Source organism: Sutcliffiella horikoshii (genome assembly GCF_008180725.1).
Classification (GTDB): Bacteria; Bacillota; Bacilli; order Bacillales; family Bacillaceae_I; genus Sutcliffiella_A; species Sutcliffiella_A horikoshii_B.
Genome location: NZ_VTEV01000003.1, coordinates 301,905 through 326,910, shown reverse-complemented (window position 1 = coordinate 326,910; position 25,006 = coordinate 301,905). Strand labels below are relative to the sequence as shown.

The window sequence follows — 25,006 nt, the reverse complement described above, 5'->3', positions numbered from 1 at the left end:
CTAATTATTAAATTGGAAACTATTTGTTCACATTTTAACAAAAGTATCTAGCATTAGTCATGTTATAATTTTAGTAGATGATATTATTTTTTGTGGGGGTGTACGAACAAGTGCATATCATAGTAGTCGGTGTTAATTATAAAACGGCCCCTGTTGAAATACGTGAAAAATTGACATTTAATCCAGCTGATCTGAATAAAGCAATGGTAGCTCTGAAGGACCAAAAGTCCATCTTGGAAAACATCATTGTTTCTACCTGCAACCGTACGGAAGTCTATGCAGTAGTCGATCAGTTGCATACTGGACGTTATTATATTAAAGCTTTCCTTGCAGACTGGTTCGGTTTAGACAAGGAAGAGTTTTCTCCTTACTTGAACATATATGAACATGACGGGGCAATTGAGCATTTGTACCGGGTGTCCTGTGGATTGGATTCCATGGTGCTTGGGGAAACACAAATCCTTGGTCAAATCCGTACAAGTTTTCTTGCCGCACAAGAACATAAAACGGTCGGAACCATTTTTAATCAATTATTTAAACAAGCTATCACTTTAGCGAAACGGGCACATTCCGAAACTGATATCGGATCCAATGCCGTTTCTGTCAGCTATGCAGCGGTGGAGCTTGCGAAAAAGATTTTCGGGGATTTGAAAAACAAGCATGTATTAATTTTAGGCGCAGGGAAAATGGGAGAACTCGCCGTCCAGAATCTTCACAGCAACGGGGTAGAAAAAGTTACGGTCATCAACCGTACGTTGGAAAAAGCAACAAACCTGGCGAATCGTTTCGCAGGCCAGGCAAAGTCCATGCAGGAGCTTTCCTGTGCGTTGGTAGAAGCGGATATTCTTATCTCTTCTACCGGTGCCAAAGACTATGTTTTAACTAAAGACGATATGACCTATGTTGAGCGTATGAGAAAAGGCCGTCCACTTTTCATGGTGGATATTGCGGTTCCACGGGATTTGGACCCGGAATTGGATAAGTTAGAGAGCGTCTTCTTATACGATATTGATGATCTTGAGGGAATCGTCAATGCCAATTTGGCAGAACGCAAAAAAGCGGCAGAAGAGATTGAACTGTTCATCGAAGAGGAGATTGTGGAGTTTAAACACTGGTTGAACACACTTGGTGTGGTTCCGGTCATTTCCGCATTACGTCAAAAGGCGCTGGATATTCAATCCGAAACGATGCAAAGTATCCAACGAAAACTTCCTCATCTTTCGGAGCGTGAGATTAAGGTCTTAAATAAACATACGAAGAGCATCATCAACCAGATGTTGCGCGACCCGATTTTACGAGCGAAAGAACTTTCAGCCGAATCTGACGCAAAAGAATCTCTAGAACTGTTCACTAAAATCTTTAATATCGAAGAGGCGGTTCAACAAGAAGTTCAATCACAGTACTATACTGTGAAAAAGGAGAAGAGTTCTTCGGCTCCTGTAGGAATTCCGCTTCCTCAAGCTGCGACATACAGGTCGTAAGAGAGGCTGTTAACTATGCTAGAGATGACAATCGCAAGGCTATATGAATTAACGATTCTTCTTTATGCCTTAAGCGTGCTCTTATATTTTATTGATTTTCTTCAACATAACCAGAAGGCAAATAAAACAGCCTTCTGGTTACTTGCAATTGTATGGGTATTGCAAACGGTTTTCTTATTTTTACGTATGCTTGATACCGGACGATTCCCAATATTGACGCTTTATGAGGGGATGTATTTCTATACATGGGTATTGATTACCTTTTCTCTCATCATAAACAGAATCTTACGCGTTGACTTCATTGTGTTTTTTACAAATGTGATAGGATTTTTAGTATTGGCATTGCACACATTCACACCTGTACAGCATGAATCCCAAGTGGTTGCCCAAGCCTTAGTATCCGAGTTACTCATTATTCATATTACAATGGCAATCCTGTCTTATGGTGCCTTTTCCCTGTCTTTCGTATTTTCCTTGTTATATGTCATTCAATATCGGCTGTTAAAGGAGAAAAAGTGGGGCAAACGGTTATTGCGGATTCAGGATTTGGCCAAACTTGATCATATGTCCTATGTTTTGAATGTAATCGGAGTGCCGATGCTATTGCTTTCGTTAATATTAGGTAGCATTTGGGCGTCTGTTAAATTGTCCGAATTTCAATGGTATGACATGAAAGTGATTGGCTCTTTCATTGTCATTACAGCATACAGTTATTATTTTTATCAAAGACTTGCAAAAGGAATTAGTGGGAAGGGGATAGCGAACTGGAATATTGCTGCGTTTCTAGTCGTCCTCATCAACTTTTTCCTGTTTGGCAGATTATCAAATTTTCATTTTTGGATCTTATAGGAATCCCATCGGCTTTGGGTAAGGAGGAAATATGAGAAAAATAGTTGTAGGTTCTAGAAGAAGTAAGCTTGCTTTAACCCAAACGAACTGGGTCATCGATCAACTGAAGGCATTAGGTGCGCCTTTTGATTTTGAAGTAAAAGAAATTGTCACTAAGGGAGATCAGATTCTTGACGTCACCTTATCTAAAGTTGGTGGAAAAGGCCTTTTCGTTAAAGAGATCGAACAAGCGATGCTTGATAAAGAAATAGACATGGCCGTTCACAGCATGAAAGATATGCCAGCTGTTTTACCGGAGGGCTTGACGATTGGATGCATTCCTTTCCGTGAAGATCACCGCGATGCATTTATTTCTAAGGACCATGTGAAATTTGCAGATCTGCCAAGCGGGTCTATTGTGGGAACAAGTAGCCTGCGCCGTGGTGCACAGCTACTAGCAAAACGTCCGGATCTTGAAATCAAATGGATTCGAGGAAATATTGATACACGTCTCGCAAAGCTTCAAAATGAAGACTATGATGCGATTATTTTAGCAGCAGCAGGCCTTGCAAGAATGGGATGGTCAAAAGATGTGGTGACAGAATTCCTTGATGAAGATCTATGCTTGCCAGCTGTTGGACAAGGGGCTCTTTCCATTGAATGCCGTGAAGATGATGCTGAATTGCTTGAAGCTTTAAGTTTGTTCACGGATTCTGTGACACAAAAAGCAGTCACAGCAGAACGTGCTTTCCTTCATAAAATGGAAGGTGGATGCCAAGTGCCTATCGCGGGATATGCCTCTGTTGGACAGGATGATAACATCACGCTGACAGTACTCGTAGGTGCCCCAGACGGCTCTGTACTATATAAAGAAAGAATTACAGGAACAGATGCTGTGAAGGTCGGATTGGAAGCTGCTGAGAGTCTGACTGCACAGGGTGGAAAAAAATTAATTGATGATGTGAAAAAGGAGCTGGATCAGTAATGGATCGTACTTTGCCTTTAGCCGATAAACGCATTCTTATTACAAGAAGCAAAGAGCAGGCAAGGTACTTTTCCAAGCAGATCCAGTCACTCGGAGGGACCTCGCTTGAAGTCCCTCTTATTCAATTTCAGCATGTTTCGGATAACGAAAGTGTCGCTGAGGATATTAAGTCTAACTTACCAGACTATGAGTGGATTGTATTTACGAGTGTAAATGGCGTGAAGTATTTCTTTGAACTCTATCAAGGTCGCTTGCCAAACAAGATTGCAGTGGTCGGAGCAAAAACAAAACAAGCATTGGAAGTGCTTGGATATAAAGTGGACCTTGTCCCAAGTAGGTTTTCTGCAGAAGATTTGATAGATAGTTTTGCAAAAGAGACAATCAGTTCCATTTTGCTCATTCAAGGCAATCTTGCTCGGCCCCTTTTACGTGAAGAACTTAGTAGAATAGGGTACAATGTTAAGCAGATAGTCGTATATGAAAACAGGATTCGAGTACCAGAGGAAAAGGAATGGAAATGGTTGAAAGAGGGAAAAGTTGACCTATACACGTTTACCAGCCCTTCAACCGTACATAACTATATGAAACTTTTCGGGCTGCCAAAAGGTCCGGTGGCAACCATTGGTCCGATAACCAGAAATGCTGCAGAAAAAGCCGGAATTAATGTGGCAATCAGTCCATCTGAGTATACAATGGACGGTCTCTTAGAAGAAATTGTGCAATATTTTAAAAGGGAGGATACATAATATGAAAGACTTGCAATTTACTCGTCATCGCAGATTAAGAAATTCAGATAACATGCGCTCATTGGTGCGTGAAACATACCTACATAAGGAAGACTTCATCTACCCAATTTTTGTGGTAGAAGGGGAAAACATTAAGAAGGAAGTTCCTTCTATGCCAGGCGTATACCACCTGTCCTTGGACCTGTTGAATGCTGAAATGGCGGAAGTTACGGACCTCGGAATCAAATCAGTTATCGTGTTCGGTGTGCCGAAAGAAAAAGATGAAGTAGGAACGCAAGCCTACCATGACCATGGCATTGTGCAGCAGGCAATCTCACAAATTAAAGAAAGCTTCCCGGAGCTTGTAATTATTGCAGACACATGTCTGTGCCAATATACATCTCACGGACATTGTGGAATTGTGGAAGAGGGTCGGATTTTAAATGATCCAACACTTGATCTGTTGGCGCGCACAGCAGTTAGCCAAGCGCGTGCAGGTGCGGACATCATTGCTCCGTCCAACATGATGGATGGATTCGTAGCGGCAATCCGCGCAGGGTTGGATGAGAACGGCTTTGAAAATGTACCAATCATGTCCTATGCAGTGAAATATTCTTCCGCATTCTACGGCCCTTTCCGTGATGCAGCGCACAGCTCTCCTCAATTCGGAGACAGAAAAACGTATCAAATGGACCCAGCCAATCGTCAAGAAGCACTTCGCGAAGCAGAGTCTGACCTGCTAGAAGGAGCGGACTTCCTAATTGTGAAGCCTGCCATGGCATACTTGGACATCATCCGTGATGTAAAAAACAACTTCAATGTTCCTGTCGTAGCCTACAATGTTAGTGGCGAATACTCTATGATCAAAGCGGCAGCCATGAACGGATGGATCAACGAACAAGAAGTGGTGATGGAAAAACTAATCGGCATGAAGCGTGCAGGTGTAGACTTGATCATCACCTACTACGCAAAAGACGTGGCGCGTTGGTTGGATGAGAAGTAACAATTTGGTTTCCTAGAATGATGGATTGGAGCGGAAGGCACAGGGAAGACCCCATAGGCTGCTCCAGCTGCGCCCCTAGGAAAGCGAAGCCATTTGCGGAAATCAACAGCGGTGTCTTAACAATATCTTAGTAAAAAGACTTTTCTGTGGTTTCGGTGAGGCCGAGGAGGCTTCCGGACCGCCTATGGAAAGCAGTGCCTGCAGCGTAAATGAACGATTAAATTAATTTGTAATCCATTTCAGAAAAAGAAAGGATGATAGAAGAATGAGAAGTTATGAAAATTCTAAAGAAGCTTTTATAGAAGCGTCCAAACTGATGCCAGGCGGCGTGAACAGCCCAGTACGTGCCTTTAAATCAGTAGACATGGACCCAATCTTCATGGAGCGAGGAAAAGGCTCTAAAATATACGATGTGGACGGAAACGAATACATAGATTATGTTCTTTCATGGGGACCACTAATTCATGGCCACTCCAATGACCGCGTAGTAGAAGCAATTAAAAAAGTAACAGAATCAGGGACAAGCTTTGGTGCTCCAACACTTATCGAGAACGAACTCGCAAAGCTAGTTATTGAAAGAGTACCTTCCATCGAAGTAGTCCGTATGGTGAGCTCCGGAACAGAAGCTACGATGAGTGCGCTTCGTTTAGCACGTGGATATACAGGACGTAACAAAATCATCAAGTTTGAAGGCTGCTATCACGGACATGGCGATTCCCTATTGATTAAAGCCGGTTCTGGTGTCGCAACGCTTGGATTGCCTGACAGCCCTGGTGTGCCTGAAGGTGTCGCGCAAAACACGATTACCGTACCTTACAATGACTTGGAGAGCATCCGTTATGCATTCAAGGAATTCGGAGACGACATCGCTGGTGTCATTGTGGAACCTGTAGCTGGTAACATGGGAGTGGTTCCACCGCAACCAGGTTTCTTGGAAGGCTTACGCGAGGTAACCACGGAATATGGCGCTGTGTTGATTTTTGATGAAGTAATGACTGGTTTCCGTGTGGATTACCATTGTGCACAAGGGTTTTACGGCGTAACACCTGATTTAACCTGTCTTGGTAAAGTAATCGGAGGAGGCCTTCCTGTTGGTGCATATGGCGGTAAAGCCGAAATCATGGCACAGGTTGCTCCAAGTGGACCAATCTATCAGGCCGGAACATTGTCTGGTAATCCACTTGCCATGACAGCTGGATTTGAAACTTTGGCTCAACTGACTCCTGAAACGTATAAAGAGTTCGGCAAAAAAGCGGATCGCTTAGAAGAGGGAATTGTTGCTTTAGGTGAGAAATACAATGTGCCTGTATCGGTAAACCGAGCAGGGTCCATGATTGGTTTCTTCTTCAATAGTGAGGAAGTAGTAAACTATGATGTGGCAAAGTCTTCAGATTTAGGTTATTTCGCAAAGTTTTTCCGTGAGATGGCAAACAACGGAGTATTCCTGCCACCATCCCAGTTCGAAGGATTGTTCTTGTCCACAGCTCATAGTGATGAGGATATTGAAAAGACATTAGAAGCGATTGAAAAATCGTTTTCTGCGATAAAAGGATAATAATTGATTTTCTTTTTGAGGTGAGGTCCACTCCCATGCATGAGAATGCATTGGGGTGGGCTTTTTGATTTCTGTTTTATTCTTGAAGATAGATGTTGTGCATTTTTCAGGCGAGCTTCTACATTTCCCCAGATACCTTCTACATTTCCTAAGACACTTTCTACATTTCCCAGCCACACTTCTACCGTTTATACGAAACCTTCTACACTTATCCCAAACCCCCTACCAGAATTCCACCAAGACCAAACAACCTAACATCAAATCACCACCCGAATCATACAATCTAACTAACACGCCAAAAATTCAAATTTCCCTTCTACACACACCGCAAATCTCCTGCAAGGGTCTGACCCCCCTTTCAAATTTTTCTCTTAACTATTCATATTCTCCCAAATCTCATCATACATCTTTATTGATATAGTAAATTTTTGATAGGTGTGAAAGGAGGAACCCCTTTGTCTTCAGAACAGCAATCGTGCTTGCGGTTTTCAGTAGAGGAATCGATATGGTTTCAAAAGGGACAGGAAGTATCTGAGCTTATCTCCATTGCGTTAGATCCTGATATACAAATTTATGAGCAGGACCAATATGTTTCCATACGTGGAGCTTTATTATTAGCGGGGGAATATCATGTGAATGCGGAGGCGGATGATGAGGAAGAGTATCAACCTCAAGCCCGTGTTGTACAGGAAGTAGAGCAGCGAGAAGATGGCGTCTGCGTATTGAACCATCGTTTTCCGGTCGATATTACGATACCAAAGAACAGAATTCAGAGTTTAGACGATATTTATGTGGCGATAGAGTCATTCGACTACAGCGTCCCAACTCGAGGATGCCTGCAATTGGACGCGGAGTTGTCCATCTCTGGAATATACGGGCATCAGCAAAGCGCCCCGGCCTGGGAAGAGGATCAGGAAGAATCATTTGAATATGAAGTGGAACCTAACCGGGACCATGAAGAATCATATGCTTCACAAAACCAATCACATCTTTACGAAGAAGAAACTGAAACAGAACAAGAAACAGAAGCTACACAAGAAGAGCAAGAAGAGCAAGAAGAAGCTTTCGAATACGAACCAATGTATCGCAGTGCAAACTCCGATAATGAATACGAAGAAGATACCTACCAGTACTATACAGAGGACGATGAAGACGAAGAAGAAGAGATTCTTAATCAAGATGAGATAGATAGAAACATGCAATACAATTACAATGAAGAAGGCGATTATGCCCCGTTTGAAGTAGAGGCACGAAAAACGCCTGCAGTAGAAGAAGAAGCACCATATAATCCTGCAGACTTTATTTATCAAAATAAAGAAGAGGATGCGTATGCCCCACTACATTCTTTACATGCAGGTAAACACTATCAAAACGAGGATGAAGCATCAAACGTTGTTTCCCTATTTGATAAAAGGCAGGGCCAACAGGCGGTTGCAGATCCGCAGCAATATGAGAACTATTCCGATGAGCCAAGGGATGAGAATGATTTATCCCTGACCAAGATTTTTGCAGATGAAGGTGGAGATGATTTCACCAAATTGAAAATATGTATTGTGCAGCAAGGAGAATCGATGGACCATATTGCTGAACGATACGATGTCTCCATTCAGCAGTTGATCAGAGTCAATAGGCTTTCCACAGATGACCACATCAATGAGGGGCAGTTGTTATATATTCCGGTAAAGGCTTCCTCTAAGAGTCAATAACCGGCTTTGGAGGAAAGTGAGGAAGGGGTGACCTTTTCTCACTTCTTTTTTACCTGAAAATATCAGAGGAAGTGAGTTTTCGCGATGCAGACAAATGAGCAAAGCGTAGAAGAGTTAGTGTATCAATATGGCATCGTTCCAGAATATATAGAACAGCATAGTGGGGTTTGGAGAGTTGCAACGAATAAAGGAGCATTTGCCCTCAAGAAAATTAAGAAACAACATGCATATCCATTATTCCGAAATATTCATTCTCTCTTCCAGCGTGGAATCAAAACGGTGGTTCCCATCTATCAGACAAGGCAAGGGTATTATTTTATTGAAAGTTACTCTGATGCATACTACTTGATGCCTTGGATTGAGGACAATGAGGAGCGGGAGCTGGATTTCAAGGACAGCTTGATGTTCAAAGAACTTGCCAAACTTCATAACATGACGGTTCAAGAAAAGGAGTATCCAGAAAAGGAGATTACCTCATTTTACGACCGGCTTTCGGAGGAATGGACGAAAGAGCAAGAGGACTTAGAGAAGTTTGTGGATGTATGTGAGAAAAAGCTGTATATGTCCCCGTTTGAGCTTCAAGTTTGCACTTACGCCCATGAAATATCACTTGCTCAGAAATTTTCCCTGCAAAAACTGGAAAACTGGCAGGAGGCGGTGAAGGAAACGAAAAAACACCGTGTGGCTATGACACATGGTAGGGTATCGTTTCACCACTTTGTAAAAGATACAGAGGGCAGGGGCTATTTTATAAGCTGGGAAAGAGCAAAGCAAGCCGCACCTGCAAACGACCTTATCTCCTTTTATCAACGATATTTACGAACATATCCACTATTTTGTGACGACTGTATTGACTGGTTCTACGAATATCAAAAGGGATTCAGCCTGCAAGATTATGAAAAAGATCTTACGCTCAGTTATCTTTCGCATCCCGCGTCCTTTATGCAGGCAGTAACGCAGTTTCAACAGCCTCCTATTCCAAACCAAAGAAGAGCACACTCGGAGCGGGAGTTAGTGAAAAGAATTCAGGGAAGCTATTGGCTTGCCAAAAATATTGAATATGTAGCAGGCAGGATCAATCAGATTGAAGAGCAGAATAAAAACAAAGAGGCCCAAACCAGTTAAGCTGGATGGGCCTGCTTTTTTATGCTTTATGAACGGCTTTTGCCAGCAACGCATCAGTCAACACCGACAAGTTGACTGTCGATTGATTAATTTCTTTAAAAGAATTAACAATGATATCAAGGTCTGCTTTGTTTTTGTTGAAACGGTCCAAATAGTTATCCATCTCCATTTTGACTGTGACAATGCCACCCTTCACTTGGACGATATTCTGCTGAGACTGCTCAGTCACTTTGTGCATAGATGACATCATGCTCGTCACATTGGTGATTTGCTGATCACTCTTATCAATAAGTACTTTGATTTTGCTGCTAAGTTCCTTCGAGCTTTCGGCAAGTTTGCGTACTTCACTCGCAACAACCGCGAATCCTCGTCCTTCATCACCGGCACGTGCTGCTTCAATGGAAGCGTTCAGTGCCAATAGGTTTGTTTGATCGGCGATATTGTCGATTCCTTGTGTCATCGTGATAATTTCTTCTGATACCGATTTCAATGTGTGCATTTCTTCAAGTGACTGACTGACTTCCTTCATGACTTCCTCAAAATTTCCTACCATTTTCTCCATCTGCATCTCATTGTCATTAGTTAGGTGCAGCAAGTTTTGACTGCTTTTTTGTGTGAGATCGGTGTCCTTCAAAACTTCTTCAGCTTTTAAGGTTACAGTTTGAATCGTCTCTTCCGTTTCTGTCACGGTACCGGCAACTTCTTCACTAATTTTAGTAAGCTCAGCCTGCAATATCCGGTTTGCTTCATTTGCTTGTTCAAGCAAGTCAATACGCACATGGATATACTCTTCCACGACAAGCTGTGAGTCCAAGTTTATAATATGTGTTAACGCGGTTAGCGTAGTAACAAGGTCTTTTGGGCTGTCCTGAAGCAACTCCACCACTTTCGGAAGGAGAAGGGTCTGCATGGCAGAATAGGTCGCCAAAAACCATGTGACAGGCAGATGTACCCCGTTGTGAGTTTGTCCGATTCTTTTTCGCATCTTATAGAAGTCTTCATCAAGTTTTCCGCTTAACAAACTTTGAAAATAGAGAACAAATACGGCCTTCAGTCTTTCCTTACTAGAGTTGCTTGTGGCAACCTGTTTCATCGGAGGTTGTTTATATAAATGTTCTAGTACCTTTTCAAGTACTTCATCTAGTAGTTCAAATATGACGGGTTTTGCATTTTGTAAAGCTTGCAGATGTTCCTTTGTGAAACCCATATAATAAAGTCGGCTTGCCAAATCCGTATCCTTTGAATGGCCGACAACTTCTTGTCTTTCCGGAAACTGCATCTCAGCAGTGTAAAGAATCTTTTTAGGTTTTTGCATAAATGAAATCATGGACGTCTCCTTTTAAAGTCGAAATTGGTAGAAAATTCATATCTTTATGTAGTATTATGGATGATTTTTAGGAAATAAGCTATAGGGAATGTGTCGAAAAACCAAATAAAAACTGCCTCAGACAATCTGGAGGCAGTTTTTCAGGTGGCCTAGATCCATTCCAAATGAAAGCAAATGGCAACCACGATGCAGATGGCAAGTATGAGAACGTCAAAGGTAGTGGGAAGAAAGATGGTACGTATTCCTTGAAAGACGCAGATAGGAATGATGAATTGTGCGCATACCCCTCGAACCTGTCTCAACCATGGCGGCAAGGAATAAGGGTTATATTTTCGCATATGGTACCTCCTTAAGCACACTTTTCTCGATGTATATATACCTAAGATATGATTTGGTGCGGAAAATAGTGCCCAGTTCGGAACAAATATTTCTTTTTGTGCATAACTTATTAAAAAATTGGAGAAGCTTATTGACTATTAGCATATCCTTTATGTAACATAGTAAGGTAATAAGATAAGGATCAAATACAGTGACAGGGAAGAGTACAATTGCAGACCCCTTTAGAGAGGGAAACCATCAGCTGAAAGGTTTCTCAGGAACGTCGGATTGGAAGGTCGCCCTTGAGTAGTTTCAGCGAACGCACTGCGTCTAGTAGTTGAAACCGGTGGAGAGCCGTTAACAGATTTGAGTGTACAGGGGATAGTCTATCTATTTTCACCCTGTAAAAAAAGGTGGTACCGCGAAACTTAACTCCTTTCGTCCTTTTATTTGGATGAAGGGAGTTTTTTATTTGGTTCGAAAGATTCACAGCTGGTGATTGGAGCGAAAGGCGGAGACTCCGGCGGGAGGTAGCGGTAGACTTGAGACCCCACAGGCGAAGCCGAGGAGACTCAAGCACCGCCCCGCGGAAAGCGAAGCCTGGCGCGGAAATCAACAGCGGAGTCCAACAGAACCACAAATGAGAACAGGAGGAGAAATAGGATGGAAATGAATGAAGTAAACCTTCCGACAAAATACGATCCACAAACAATCGAAAAAAACCGTTATCAATACTGGTTGGACGGCCGCTTTTTTGAAGCGACAAACGACCAAGACAAAACACCATACACAATCGTTATTCCGCCACCAAACGTAACGGGCCGTCTTCACCTAGGTCACGCATGGGACACCACCCTGCAAGACATCATCACTCGCATGAAGCGCATGCAAGGCTTTGACGTTCTATGGTTACCAGGAATGGACCATGCAGGAATCGCGACACAAGCAAAAGTAGACGAGAAGCTTCGCAACCAAGGAATCAATCGTTATGACCTTGGCCGTGAAAAATTCATGGAAGAAGCGTGGAAGTGGAAAGACGAATACGCAAAACATATTAGAGAGCAATGGTCCAAGCTAGGACTTGGCCTCGATTACAGCCGCGAGCGTTTTACATTGGACGAAGGGCTATCTAAAGCGGTTAACGAAGTGTTCGTAACGCTTTACAAAAAAGGTCTTATCTACCGTGGTGAATACATTATCAACTGGGACCCTGCTACAAAGACGGCTCTTTCTGATATCGAGGTAATCCACCAAGATGTTCAAGGCGCCTTCTATCACATGAGATACCCGCTGACGGATGGTTCTGGCCACATTGAAATTGCAACAACGCGACCTGAAACAATGCTTGGTGACACAGCGGTTGCGGTTCATCCGGAAGACGAACGCTACAAGCACTTAATCGGGAAAATGGTAACACTTCCAATCACATGCCGTGAGATTCCAATCGTTGCCGATGATTATGTAGACATGGAATTCGGTTCCGGTGCAGTTAAAATCACTCCTGCCCACGACCCGAACGACTTTGAAATCGGAAATCGTCATAACTTAGAGCGCATCCTGGTTATGCATGAAGACGGCAGTATGAACGAGAATGCCGGCAAGTACAATGGAATGGACCGTTTTGAATGCCGTAAGCAGCTTGTAAAAGACCTTCAAGAAAGTGGCGTTCTTTTCAAAATTGAAGAGCACATGCATTCTGTTGGTCACAGTGAGCGCAGCGGCGCAGTAGTCGAGCCATATCTCTCTACACAATGGTTCGTTAAAATGCAGCCACTTGCGGATAAAGCGATTGACCTTCAATCTCAAGAAGACAAGGTTAATTTTGTACCGAACCGTTTTGAGAACACATATATGCGTTGGATGGAAAATATCCGCGACTGGTGTATCTCCCGTCAGCTATGGTGGGGCCACCGAATTCCGGCTTGGTATCACAAAGAAACAGGAGAAATCCATGTTGACCATAACCCACCGGAAGATATCGAAAACTGGGAGCAAGATACAGACGTTCTTGATACATGGTTTAGTTCTGCGTTATGGCCGTTCTCTACCATGGGCTGGCCGGAAACAGAATCTCTGGACTATCAACGTTACTATCCGACAAGTACCTTAGTAACTGGTTACGATATCATTTTCTTCTGGGTTTCCCGTATGATTTTCCAAGGACTTGAATTCACTGGCGAGCGTCCATTTAAAGATGTTCTCATCCACGGACTGGTTCGTGATGAAGAAGGCCGCAAGATGAGTAAATCTCTTGGTAACGGTGTTGATCCAATGGAAGTTATCGAAAAGTACGGTGCGGATTCTCTGCGATACTTCCTATCAACAGGAAGCTCGCCGGGTCAAGACCTACGCTTCAGCTATGATAAAGTAGAGTCCACTTGGAATTTTGCCAACAAGATTTGGAACGCATCCCGTTTTGCCTTGATGAACATGGGCGATATGAAGTTTGAGGATATTGATTTGAGCGGAGAAAAATCCGTTGCAGACAAGTGGATTCTCACTCGTTTGAATGAAACAATTGAAACAGTAACGAAGCTTGCTGAAAAATATGAGTTCGGTGAAGTGGGCCGTGCCCTTTACAACTTCATCTGGGATGATTTCTGTGACTGGTATATCGAAATGGCGAAAATCCCATTGTACGGCGAAAATGAAACCGCGAAAAAGACAACACGTTCTATTTTAGCTTACGTACTAGATAACACCATGCGCCTGTTACACCCGTTCATGCCATTCATCACTGAGGAGATCTGGCAGCAGCTTCCTCACGAAGGCGAGTCCATCACGACTGCAAAATGGCCGGAAGTTCGCGATGAGTTAACGGACAAGGAAGCGGCAGCAGATATGCGTTTACTTGTAGACATCATCCGTAGCGTACGTAATGTTCGTGCAGAAGTAAACACGCCAATGAGTAAACAGGTTAAATTGCTTGTAAAAGCTAAAACTTCTGAGATTGCTGAGAAGCTTGAGGGCAACCGTTCTTACCTAGAGCGCTTCTGTAACCCAAGCGAGCTGTTAATAGGAACGGATGTTGCCTTAGATGGCGGCGAGAAGGCGATGACAGCAGTTGTTACTGGAGCGGAATTGATTCTTCCTTTGCTTGGACTAATCAATATAGACGAGGAGATTGCCCGTCTGAACAAGGAGCTTGCGAAGCTTGATAAGGAAGTAGAGCGCGTGCAGAAGAAACTTTCCAATCAAGGATTCATCGCGAAAGCACCTGCAAATGTTATTGAAGAAGAAAAAGCGAAAGAGAAAGATTATGTAGAAAAGCGTGATGCTGTTCAAGCTCGCATTGATGAGTTGAAGGGATAAGTGCTTTTTGTGAGATAGATCCTGGGTGGATGTCCTTTTTGATGGGATGTCTGCTTAGGATTTTTTTTGTTTGGGGAGGGTGGGGATTGTCGGAGGTTTGACTGCGGTAAGGGGTGTCGGTGGTGGAGTGTCGAAAAATGTTGAAAGGTCGAAGGTGGCTGGAAAACGGTAGAACCTAGCCAGTTAATGGTCGAAGGTTCCGTCAAAACGGTAGAACCTCCTTTGGGAAATGTAGAAGGTCATCCGGGAAATGTAGAACCACCAAGAAATTCAGTCTCCAAAGTTCCTCCTATAAAGACTCTCCAACTAAAAAAAACGCTCCGGCGACCCTCAAAGAGGTAGCCGAAGCGGCAAACTATCCAATATCCATCAATGAATCCTTCCAAATCTCCTTGGCACTTCCAATCATCGACTGTGTTCCAACAATGAAGATGAGAGTGGGCTCAAACGTCTGCACCAACTCAACAGCTTCTGATAGCAAGCCAACTTCCATAGCCCCAGCTTGATATTTCCGGGCAACCTCAAGTGCATCAGCAGGAAACGTTTTATGCGAGTTATCCGGCGTCGTCACAATCAATACATCCGAAAACTCACTGCACACCTTTATAACTCCTTCATAATCTTTATTCGAAGGTACCGCAATGATAGTAACGACCTTCTTGGAATCTACGAGTGGCAGGATTTCCTTTAAATAGGCAGCAGAAACACGGTTGATGGAACCGTCCAACACTACAGTAGGGTTATCAGCAACCACTTCTAGTCTACCAGGCCATCTTAACTCCCTTAATGCTTCTTTCAATAAGTCGCTCGGCAGCCCTCTTCCAATCACTGTTTCACACGCCTGAATCGCTAGTGCCGCATTTTCCACTTGAAAGGATCCCAATAATGGGAGGGAGAGATCCTCATACCTCGAAAACATGGTCTGTAATGTAAACGTACTTCCACTTAAGCTAGCAGACACATTAGAAGGCATGTATTCCTCACCCCAAAAAGCCGCTGACTCGCTAAGCAACTCACGCATCATCTCCAATGCTTCCTCGGACTGTTTCCCAATCACCGCATATTTCGTACATTCTTTCACAATCCCAACTTTATGCCTAATGATATCCTCCAAAGAGTGCCCTAAGAAACCTAAATGTTCTTCCATGACCTTTGATACAACAGCCCAATTATTTTCCAATACATTCGTGTCGTCATATGTGCCGCCGCGGCCTATTTCTATGACATTGATGTCGGTGGCTTCTGATTGAAAATGGGCAAGAGCGATAGATAGCAAGATTCCCGTCGGCCCAAGGTAATGTTGGGGATTTTCAATGGAAGCGGTAATGTTATCAATGGTAGATCCATGAGAGTTTAAATAGGTTAAAAACGCTTCATCGGATATTGCTTTTCCATTCACCCGAATGCGTTCATTATAATTAATCAGGTGGGGAGAGGTGAATAATCCAACTTTCAATCCCATCTTTCTAAGGATGGCAGCCATCATACGTGAGGTGGAGCCTTTTCCTTTACTTCCGGTGACAAGAATTACTTTGTCACTGGATGGGATAAGGTCAAGAGTGTGCAATAGTTCCTTCGTTAAGTGGGGCGCCCGTGTTAGCGCATCATTCTCCTCCTGTTGAAAGGGCTTTGCTTTAAGCAGTGAGGAATAGATATAAGGAACAGCTTCCTTCATTGTTAGAAATTTCATGTAGGTTCCACTCTATATCCAAGCTTTTGTAAAATAAATTCTAAGTACATTTTGACAATATTGATGTCACTTGTTAAGCATAATGTTCGACAACCAACCACATCTTCTATTTCATTGAATAGGAGACCACCGTTTTCATCAAACAAAAAATCAATGCCAACGAGACCGAAATCAAACTGTTGAATTATTTTATATACAATAGTACGTTCCGATTCATTCAGTGTATATGCTTCTGCCTGACCACCTAATGTGAAGTTGGCTTTAAAGCTTTTGGAATTAGATCGAAGTACAGCTCCAACGATGGTCTGCCCTAATACATACACTCGTAAATCTTTACCAGGTGATCCGGCAAGTGGTTGAAGGATAATGGAACGATCGGATAGTTGCGTATGGACTGCTTCCAACTGTTCAACCCCCTCCACCATAAAAACATCCCCGCCTCCCCTGCCTGTCCGTGCTTTTATGATAAACGGGAATGGGATAGGCAGGTTTCCTGACAGGAGTTCCTCAGTTGTAGTGAAATACGTATCCAACATCGGTAGCCCTTTGCCTGCCAAGTATTGATGGGTCCTCGCCTTATCATTACAAATGACTGAAACGTGGTTGGAGTTGAAGCAAGGAATGTTCATGCGTTCTAGTTGTTCATTAAAAAGTGGATCGATGTTTCTCATGATGACAAAGTCTGGGGGGGCCATTGTTTCTCCATCTAGCACAATGACCAATTCATTATTTTGAACTCCAAAAGATATTCTGGACTGCAGGATGAAATCTAACTCCATTTCCAGCTCTTTTGCCTCATCCAAAAACCATTGAATAAAACCTTGATTCTTTTTTGCATGTTTTGCTTCGTAAATAAGCCAGCCTTTCGTTCTCATTGCTTGGATTCTCTCCACTTCTGCAAAATATGCGGAACAATATAGGTCGCAACATTAATACCCGTGCAATCAAAGATATTTTTGATATGAGCATTGGAGTTAATTTCACAGACAAGCGGGGAGCCATCTTCAGCAAATAGGAGGTCTACCCCAGCGAAGTCTGCACCGACAAGTTTTGCGCTTTTAATCGCAACTTCTTTTTCAGTGTCTGTTGGTTCATACCTAAACATCCTTCCCCCGTTACTCACGTTAGCCCTGAAATCAGTTTCGGAGACACGCATCATGGAGGCAACCACCTTATCTCCCACAACATTCAGGCGTATGTCCTTGCCTTTGCTTGAAGAGATGAATTCTTGCATAAGAAATGGTCGATTTCCTAACTCCTTCACTTTCAATAGCAGTTCATCTATTGTTTGAATCAAATAAACCTGCATGCCAAATGAACCGTAAGCTTCCTTTACGACAAGTGGAAAACCTAGAGATTCTGCGGCATGGTAAAAGGGTTCTACATTCTCATGAGCGTGAAATACCATTGGTGCTAACAGAGTTTTCGGCATAGGTATCCCGTGATCTGCAAGAGTTTGAAATGTGAGCGATTTGTTATCACAGATCTCAATGCAGGCAGCACTGTTATAAACGGGGATACCCATCTTTTCGAGGTGGCGGGCAAGTAACACATCTTTATCAAGGAAAAAAACGAAATCTGGCAGCTCCTGTTGATTATGAGTGCCTTCCAATATTGCTCTCCCATCAGTCACGCTCGGAAACAGTTCATTATTTTTCAATAGCTTAGTGGAGAAATGGTGTTTTCTAGCTTCCTTATCAAACCATTCTGCCAGTTCGATAAATTTTTGCTCAGGGAGATTTCCATTATAAATAATCCAGCATACTATATGTTTCATGTGTGATCCTCCAAAATTCTTAAAATAACTATTCTTGAAAACAGTTGTATCCAAATGTTTTATTAATATATAGTTTGAGAAGGAAAATAAAAAGCTAGTACCCGATAATATTTATTATTAATTTTAACCTAACAGGGAAGATTAGAATATGCCTATTAGCAAAAAGGAGATTAATATGTTTTTGTCATTTAAAGATTTGCAAGAGCAAGTGAATTTTACGTTAAAAAATGAAATAAACCTCGGTTTGGACAGAATTGTCCAGTTTTTAGAGCGAGTCGGTAATCCGCAAGATCAAATTCAGGTGGTACATATCGGAGGAACAAACGGGAAAGGATCCACTTTGCGTTTTTTAGAGGGGATATTAATAGAAGCTGAATTAAAGGTAGGGGTGTTCCATTCACCAGCTTATCAATTCATCAATGATCAAATCTCTGTCAATGGAACACACATAACAGATGAAGAAATGATAGAAATTATTCAGGTGTTTACTAAACATGGGTTAGATCAAGCTGGGTTAACGGAATTCGAACTGCAAACGGCCATGGCTTTTTATTATTTTGCCACGATCCAAAAAGTCGATATCGCGTTGATTGAAGTAGGACTTGGGGGGAGAGAGGATTCCACGAATGTGATGACCCCAGTGCTTAGCATCATCACTAATGTTGGACATGACCATATAGGATTCCTTGGATCGTCAGTTGAAGAAATTGCCTATCATAAAGCAGGTATCATCAAAAGCGGAGTTCCGATTATTTCCGGGGAACAAAAGTCTGCGGCAAAAGAAGTAATTCAAAAAGAAGCTTTGCAGAAAGAAAGTCCACTTTATTTTATGGAAGAAGATTTTTTCTATCAATTGGAAGAAGGTGAAAGGCTCTCTTTTAGATCTGCAAGGAAAAGCGTGGAGGAATTAGAGTTATCGCTGTATGGAGATCATCAGGCAGCCAACGCTTCATTGGCCATCATGGCTTATACACTATTAATAGAAAAGTTGGAGCTGGAATATGATGAGAGTGTGTTAAAAGCTGGGCTATTGAAAACTGTGCACCCTGGAAGATTTGAGATCTTCCAAAAAGAACCTCTTATTATTCTTGACGGTGCCCATAATGAAGAGGCTATTGACGCGTTAGTGAATTCAATAGATAGGAAGTTTTCCAAAAAAAAGATAGTAGTACTTTTCAGTGCCTTGAAAGATAAACCAATTGAAATGATGGTTGGAAAATTGGAACATATCGCGGATGAAATTATTTTCACTTCCTTTGATTTTCCGAGGGCGGCTCGTGCAGAGGATATATGTAAAGTGAGCGACCATCATAGAAGAGAGTTTGAAGAGGATTGGAGAATGGCGTTACAGACAGCTATATCAAGGATTGGGAACAATTCTGTGTTGCTGATTACCGGTTCCTTATATTTCATCTCAGAAATTAGGACTAAACTCACAAAAGGTAGGGAAAAGAAATAAGGGATAATTATCCTATTTTTGTTGTGACAAATGTTAGAAAATTTGATAATATTTAATTATTGTGAAAGTGTTGTCGAAAAAAGGATAAAGAAGGGAGGGGTTAGTTTGGTGGGTCAAGCAGTTAGTCGCCAAAAAGAAGTGGTAATCTGGACAAGCTTTGTTGTCCTGGTTCCAATCTTTTTATGGCTCGGATATCAGCTTTCTCCTGTTGTGTTAGAAGATTTGCCGATGTGGCATCTTATTGGATTTCTGGCGTTGGCTATCATACTCGCCCTTATCCCAATCGTCGTCGGAGAGGTACCTTTGTTTCTGGCACAGGGTGTTTCCTTGGCAGCCCTCTTATCCTTCGGTATATTCATTGAAATGATTGTGACCTTAGTCTCCGTCCTAGCGTTGATGGCTTATATGCGCTTTAATAGGGAAAATAGACTAAGGATTCCTATCAATATGCTCATGTTTTCAAGCATTTCCTTAATTGCAGGGTTCGTATTCTATTTATTTGGGGGGACCCCGGGAGATACGAGACTATTGAACATCGGTGTCATCACTCCGATTCTTGCCCATGAACTAGTTTATTTTACGCTTAATACAGTGGCACTTTATTTTATACAAGTACAAATCTATGAACGTAAAAGCAAATTCATCACACCTGACACCAAATGGGATGCTGTTACTAGTATCATGGTCTTGCCGGTGGGCTTGATCCTATACATTCTATATGAACAAGTTGGTCCAATAGCACTACTATACGTAGGTTTGCCTTTTGTCATCCTTACGCTTATTCTTCAACTCTATCATTCTAGTCAAAAGGTAAATGTACACTTACAGCAAGCAGCGGATGTAGGACATCAGTTGACGGAAAGACTTGATACTCAAGGCGTTCTAGATGTCTTCCTAGATAAAATATCGACGCTCTTTAAGGTGGACTATGCTGCCATCATTGATGTGAATGGAGAAAAAATCATGAAAATCCTTCGCGTCATGGACAAGCAGAACAGTGTGGAGACCAATGCTATTTTGCATACAGATGATGAAGAACTTCTGGCTTATATGCTGAAACGTGGAAAAAGCGTATGCTATTTGACTAAAAAAGAGTGGAAGCATATGTCTAAATCGCATCTTCCCCCAAATATTGAGAGTCTTATGTGTGTTCCGGTTATCCGAAATCACAAGATTGAAGGGCTTGTGTTGTTAGCGAGCACATCCAAACGGACTTATGATAAATCGCAATTAATGATTGTTGACATTCTATGTTCTTACTTTGGGGTGGCAATGGAAAAAGCTCGCCACTATCAAGAGACCAAACAGAAAAGTGAACGCTGCGCATTAACTAAACTATACAACTATCGCTTTTTTGAAAGTGTACTAGATAAAGAATTCGATAAACTAAACAAAGGACATTCAAGATCTCTGTCCCTCATGATGTTAGATCTTGATCACTTTAAGAAAATTAATGATGTGTATGGACATCAGAGCGGCAATGAGATTCTCATGCAGGTCGCTGAAAGGCTCACCGTTCTTGTTGGTAGTAAAGGGACAGTTGCTCGTTATGGGGGAGAAGAGTTCGTCATTTTACTCCCTGACATGGAACGTGGACAATGCTTTGAACTCGCCGAACGCATCAGGTTGAACCTTGCGACAAGATCCTTTGCATTGAAACAGCATATCCGAGAAACCCAGGGAGCTCAGCTGGTGAAAGTAACGGCAAGCATCGGGTTTGCCACAGCACCAGATGATGCCGAAGACACACTTGACTTGATCCGCCACGCAGACAGAGCGATGTATGTTGGGGCGAAGAAGGCTGGCAGGAATAAAGTTGCGGAGTATCGGAAAACTTCATAAATAAAAAACTCTCGTTAATCGTGGCGAGAGTTTTTTCATTACATTATGAGATTTTATAAAAAATCTCCCCTGTTGACTGAAGAGCAAGGTGGGAGACTCCTTAGGGAGAAAGCGGTAGGTTGAGACCCCGCAGCGTAGCGAGGAGGCTCAAACACCGTCCCTAGGAAAGCGAACACCTGAAACAAAAAGAAACAGGGCGTTAATGTAACATCCCTAATAAACAATTTTTTCAATAAAATGTTTTATCTTGTAATCTACTATTTCAAATTACCTGGCTTTATTATACAATTACAATAGTCTACTAACTTCTACAAGATACGTAAAAATACACAGAAAGCGGTGACGAATTGGGGGACTATCTATTTGCCGGTCTGGCACTTCTATTACTATTGGCACTATTCTTTTTATTTCCAAAGAAATTTTCTAAAATAGGAAAATGGGTCATTCCCACAATCGCATTTGTGGTCAGCGTGTTAGGAATATACATATTTGAACTTCTCACTCTATGGCATAGCATACTATCAATGATACTTCTTCTGCTGCTTACCGCTATTCTTCTTCAAAGATTGCCATTATTCATAACTACAACAGACAAACAACACACAATGGATCAAAAAAATAGCATAACTAGCCGGTCAACGAAAGACTACTAGAAAACTCTTGATAGAATTTATAAAACAGATTAGGTGATTGTTTGGAGGGAATGGGATGCAAAGTATTAAACTCTTGGTTGCTTTGCTAGTTTGTACATTATTTATTTTTGGTTTTTCACAAGTGGGAACCCTGGTCACGAATCAGTGGTTGCCGCACACCAATTCATTTTCTGAAGCAACGCTTATTGCAAATGCAGAAGTGAGCAATACATCTAAAACAGATGCATTAGAGAAGGTGGAGGCTGCTAAAAACAGTTGGTTATCTAATGGAACGATTTATTTAGAATGGGCGGGAGAGCTGCAACCTCTTTCAAAAGAAGTATTCACCTTTTACATTCCTGAATCTATAGAGCTTGCAGAGGATGGTTCTCATAATCCGTTGAAGGTAGAACTTCCTAATGGAACATTGCTGGAACAGATTGAACTACTCTCTCAAACTTCCGATATATTTGCTGCTATGGATACAGAAAAACTGAAAAAGGATGTAGAAGTTGTAGCTTCTCACCTCAAAGAAGGAGACCATACTTTTTCATTTTCTGATTACCTTGTGGATGATGAAGTGATGGAACAGACAAATCTTCAAATCACTTTGAATATTGCAGGACAAACGGGTATGACAGAGTTACAAGAAACATTGGACGGAAAGGAAATTAAACTTCGAGGAAATGAAGGGTTCTCAGTGGAGACTTGGTTAGAGAATGAAGAGCTTACTCTATCTGATGAGGCTGCGAGCATGTTTGCTTCCATGCTATTCGAATTAATTGCACCTACCAACTTTGACGTAGTAGAGCGACATATTTCCAAAGAACTTCCTATTTGGGCATCTGAAGGCTATGAAGCACGTTACCAAAAAGAAAAGATGGATTTTGCTTTTACTAACCCAAATACGAGTGAATATACCATTTCCGTCTCAGTCAATGGCGCATCCCTTACAGGGGAACTAAAGGGTGGGCCACTTCCATACACCTATGAAGTGGAGCAAGTGGAAATGCAGACTCTTTCACCTAAAACGGTCGTCCAGTATTCGGCGTCTATACCGGGATCCGGAACGCGTGTAAAAGAGTCAGGCAAAAATGGTGCATATGTTCAGCTCGTTCGAACGGCAACAGATGCATCAGGGCAGATTACAGAAACCATCGTTTATAGTGAAGACTTCTATGCCCCAATCCAGCGCGTGGAATTACACGCATTGACCAAACCGGTCGTTACAACGGATACATCGAATCCGAATACAATTGGAAATAATGCCGGGACGAATACGAATACCGGGACGAATACGAATACCGGAACGAATACCAATACTGGGACGAACACAAACCTTGGCAATACAAATACTAATACTAATACAAATACTTCTGGTACAAATAACCAGACAACTGGAAACCAAAATACGAACACCGGTGGCACAACGAATAGTAATACCAATACAGGTGGCACGAACAATACTAACAACACAGGTTCAGGTAACGGGAATTCTAACGATGATGATAATAATCCGGGAACTGGCAGTGGCTATAACGGTAAATAAGTAACGCAAAAGGATGAATCCAATGGTACAAATCAGAAAAAGACTTGGTGACCTGCTAGTTGATGCCGGGATCATCACAGAAAGTCAATTGCAGAGCGCATTAAAAGAAAAAACACGTGATCAGAAAATTGGAGATGTCCTGCTTCAAAAAGGATATATTACGGAACAGCAGCTGATTGAGGTGTTAGAATTCCAATTAGGAATACCGCATGTCAGCTTATACCGTTATCCGCTAGATGAAAAATTAATTCATTTAATCTCCAAGGATTTTGCAAAGAGAAACCTAATCATTCCGTTGAAAAAAGAACAAGATAAACTGTTTGTTGCAATGGCAGATCCGATGGATTTCTTCGCCATGGATGACCTGCGTTTATCCACAGGGTTTGAAGTGGAGCCGGTTATTGCAACCAAGGATGATATACTGCGATCCATCAATAAATATTATGAAACAACTGACTCCATGGACGAACTTTTAGATGGTTTCGAACCTAATGTGGAAATGAAGGTGCAGGAAGAGAGTATTACAGAGGATGACTCACCAATCGTACGAATTGTGAATCAGCTCCTTCAAAATGCAGTCCAACAAAGAGCCAGTGATATTCATATTGATCCTCATGAAACGAAAGTGGTCGTTCGCTACCGTATTGACGGCGTACTTCGCACCGAGAGGACACTACCAAAACATACACAAAACGTATTGATAGCAAGAATTAAGATACTTGGAAAAATGGATATTACCGAACACCGTGTACCGCAGGACGGTAGAATCAAAACGAATATTGATTTTCATCCTGTAGATGTTCGTGTATCCACATTGCCTACCGTGTTCGGAGAGAAAATCGTTATGCGTATTCTCGATATGAGCAGCGCATTGAACGATATTTCTCAGCTGGGGTTCAATAAAAAGAACAACGAGCGATTTATGGACTTGATTCATCGACCAACTGGGATCATTCTGATTACCGGTCCAACCGGATCTGGAAAGTCATCTACGCTTTATGCAGCATTAAATCACTTAAACAGTGAAGAAATCAACATCATTACCGTCGAAGATCCAGTAGAGTATCAGTTAGAAGGAATCAATCAAATTCAAGTGAATACAAATGTCGGCATGACCTTTGCCAAAGGGCTTCGTGCCATTCTCCGACAAGACCCGAATGTAATCATGGTAGGGGAGATCCGAGACAGAGAAACAGCAGAAGTAGCCATTCGTGCTTCTTTAACAGGTCACCTGGTATTGAGCACCCTGCATACCAATGATTCTATCAGTACCATCACAAGATTAATTGATATGAAGGTAGAGCCATTCCTTGTGGCTTCCTCCATCAATGGAGTGCTTGCCCAGCGTTTGGTAAGAAAAGTATGCCGTGATTGCGCCAAAATGGAAGAACCGACAGCAAGGGAGATTGAGATCTTTGCCAAACGCGGCTTAACCGTCGAAAAGGTACCGCGCGGAAAAGGCTGTGGAACATGCAATATGACAGGGTACAAAGGTCGTCTTGCCATCCATGAGCTTTTAGTCATCAATGACAAAATGAAAAAGATGATCATGAACAACGAATCTGTTTCCAACATTCGGGAATTAGCATATGAACAAGATACCGTCTTTTTAATAGATGATGGGTTGGAAAAAGTAAAAATGGGACTAACGACAACAGAGGAAATCTTGCGTGTCGCTTTATCAGAGTAGGT

At 42.2% G+C, this 25,006-nt stretch carries 18 protein-coding genes and 1 other annotated feature; of the genes, 13 read left to right on the top strand and 5 right to left on the bottom strand.

Annotation, left to right across the window (positions count from 1 at the left end):
- Positions 1-110: 110 nt before the first annotated feature.
- The 8 genes from hemA (at position 111) to ysxE (ending at position 9,408) form a co-directional block, all read left to right on the top strand.
- On the top strand, positions 111-1,481 hold the full coding sequence (hemA, locus tag FZC76_RS08535) for a glutamyl-tRNA reductase (protein ID WP_148987807.1): 1,371 nt from the start codon (positions 111-113) through the stop codon (positions 1,479-1,481).
- A 15-nt stretch (positions 1,482-1,496) separates the two neighbouring features.
- Complete coding sequence (locus tag FZC76_RS08530; protein ID WP_148987806.1) at positions 1,497-2,330, top strand: cytochrome C assembly family protein; 834 nt, start codon at positions 1,497-1,499, stop codon at positions 2,328-2,330.
- Positions 2,331-2,361: 31 nt separating this feature from the next.
- The gene (hemC, locus tag FZC76_RS08525) at positions 2,362-3,294 is read left to right on the top strand and encodes a hydroxymethylbilane synthase (RefSeq protein WP_148987805.1); all 933 of its coding nucleotides are present in this window, start codon (positions 2,362-2,364) and stop codon (positions 3,292-3,294) included.
- Positions 3,294-4,040, top strand: coding sequence for a uroporphyrinogen-III synthase (locus FZC76_RS08520; protein WP_148987804.1), 747 nt, complete (start codon positions 3,294-3,296; stop codon positions 4,038-4,040). The genes hemC and FZC76_RS08520 overlap by 1 nt, the downstream gene beginning before the upstream one ends.
- Before the next feature lies 1 nt (position 4,041).
- Positions 4,042-5,022 carry a porphobilinogen synthase gene (hemB, locus tag FZC76_RS08515; RefSeq protein ID WP_148987803.1) on the top strand — a complete coding sequence of 327 codons (981 nt, stop codon included), beginning with the start codon at positions 4,042-4,044 and terminating at the stop codon, positions 5,020-5,022.
- Positions 5,023-5,287: 265 nt separating this feature from the next.
- Positions 5,288-6,577 (top strand): glutamate-1-semialdehyde 2,1-aminomutase, encoded by a 1,290-nt coding sequence (hemL, locus tag FZC76_RS08505; protein ID WP_148987802.1) that lies wholly within the window; start codon positions 5,288-5,290, stop codon positions 6,575-6,577.
- A 455-nt stretch (positions 6,578-7,032) separates the two neighbouring features.
- Complete coding sequence (spoVID, locus tag FZC76_RS08500) at positions 7,033-8,283, top strand: stage VI sporulation protein D (protein ID WP_187442000.1); 1,251 nt, start codon at positions 7,033-7,035, stop codon at positions 8,281-8,283.
- A gap of 84 nt (positions 8,284-8,367) precedes the next feature.
- Positions 8,368-9,408 carry a spore coat protein YsxE gene (ysxE, locus tag FZC76_RS08495; RefSeq protein ID WP_148987800.1) on the top strand — a complete coding sequence of 347 codons (1,041 nt, stop codon included), beginning with the start codon at positions 8,368-8,370 and terminating at the stop codon, positions 9,406-9,408.
- Positions 9,409-9,427: 19 nt separating this feature from the next.
- Here the strand turns inward: ysxE and FZC76_RS08490 are convergent, their stop codons facing one another.
- Positions 9,428-10,735, bottom strand: a complete 1,308-nt coding sequence (locus FZC76_RS08490; protein WP_148987799.1) for a globin-coupled sensor protein — start codon at positions 10,733-10,735, stop codon at positions 9,428-9,430.
- A 149-nt stretch (positions 10,736-10,884) separates the two neighbouring features.
- Positions 10,885-11,073, bottom strand: a complete 189-nt coding sequence (locus FZC76_RS08485) for a hypothetical protein (RefSeq protein ID WP_010195840.1) — start codon at positions 11,071-11,073, stop codon at positions 10,885-10,887.
- A gap of 182 nt (positions 11,074-11,255) precedes the next feature.
- Positions 11,256-11,502: a binding site (T-box leader), on the top strand.
- Between the two features lie 214 nt (positions 11,503-11,716).
- On the opposite strand from FZC76_RS08485, the gene FZC76_RS08475 reads away from it, so the two are divergent.
- The gene (locus FZC76_RS08475; RefSeq protein ID WP_148987798.1) at positions 11,717-14,365 is read left to right on the top strand and encodes a valine--tRNA ligase; all 2,649 of its coding nucleotides are present in this window, start codon (positions 11,717-11,719) and stop codon (positions 14,363-14,365) included.
- 355 nt (positions 14,366-14,720) lie between these two features.
- On the opposite strand, the gene FZC76_RS08470 is transcribed toward FZC76_RS08475, so the two are convergent.
- Genes FZC76_RS08470 through FZC76_RS08460 form a run of 3 tightly spaced genes read right to left on the bottom strand, consistent with a single transcriptional unit; the run spans position 14,721 to position 17,832 of the window.
- On the bottom strand, positions 14,721-16,055 hold the full coding sequence (locus FZC76_RS08470; RefSeq protein WP_148987797.1) for a bifunctional folylpolyglutamate synthase/dihydrofolate synthase: 1,335 nt from the start codon (positions 16,053-16,055) through the stop codon (positions 14,721-14,723).
- Entirely contained in the window at positions 16,052-16,930 is an 879-nt protein-coding gene (locus FZC76_RS08465; protein ID WP_148987796.1) for an ATP-grasp domain-containing protein, read from the bottom strand. The genes FZC76_RS08470 and FZC76_RS08465 overlap by 4 nt, the downstream gene beginning before the upstream one ends.
- Positions 16,927-17,832, bottom strand: a complete 906-nt coding sequence (locus FZC76_RS08460) for an ATP-grasp domain-containing protein (RefSeq protein WP_148987795.1) — start codon at positions 17,830-17,832, stop codon at positions 16,927-16,929. The genes FZC76_RS08465 and FZC76_RS08460 overlap by 4 nt, the downstream gene beginning before the upstream one ends.
- A gap of 181 nt (positions 17,833-18,013) precedes the next feature.
- On the opposite strand from FZC76_RS08460, the gene FZC76_RS08455 reads away from it, so the two are divergent.
- The 4 genes from FZC76_RS08455 to FZC76_RS08440 all read left to right on the top strand — a co-directional run bounded on the left by FZC76_RS08455 (position 18,014) and on the right by FZC76_RS08440 (position 25,004).
- Positions 18,014-19,291, top strand: a complete 1,278-nt coding sequence (locus tag FZC76_RS08455) for a bifunctional folylpolyglutamate synthase/dihydrofolate synthase (protein WP_187441999.1) — start codon at positions 18,014-18,016, stop codon at positions 19,289-19,291.
- A gap of 108 nt (positions 19,292-19,399) precedes the next feature.
- Entirely contained in the window at positions 19,400-21,133 is a 1,734-nt protein-coding gene (locus FZC76_RS08450) for a sensor domain-containing diguanylate cyclase (protein ID WP_262372527.1), read from the top strand.
- 708 nt (positions 21,134-21,841) lie between these two features.
- Positions 21,842-23,314, top strand: coding sequence for a VanW family protein (locus FZC76_RS08445; protein ID WP_148987792.1), 1,473 nt, complete (start codon positions 21,842-21,844; stop codon positions 23,312-23,314).
- Between the two features lie 22 nt (positions 23,315-23,336).
- On the top strand, positions 23,337-25,004 hold the full coding sequence (locus tag FZC76_RS08440) for a GspE/PulE family protein (protein ID WP_148987791.1): 1,668 nt from the start codon (positions 23,337-23,339) through the stop codon (positions 25,002-25,004).
- The last annotated feature ends 2 nt before the right edge of the window (positions 25,005-25,006 follow it).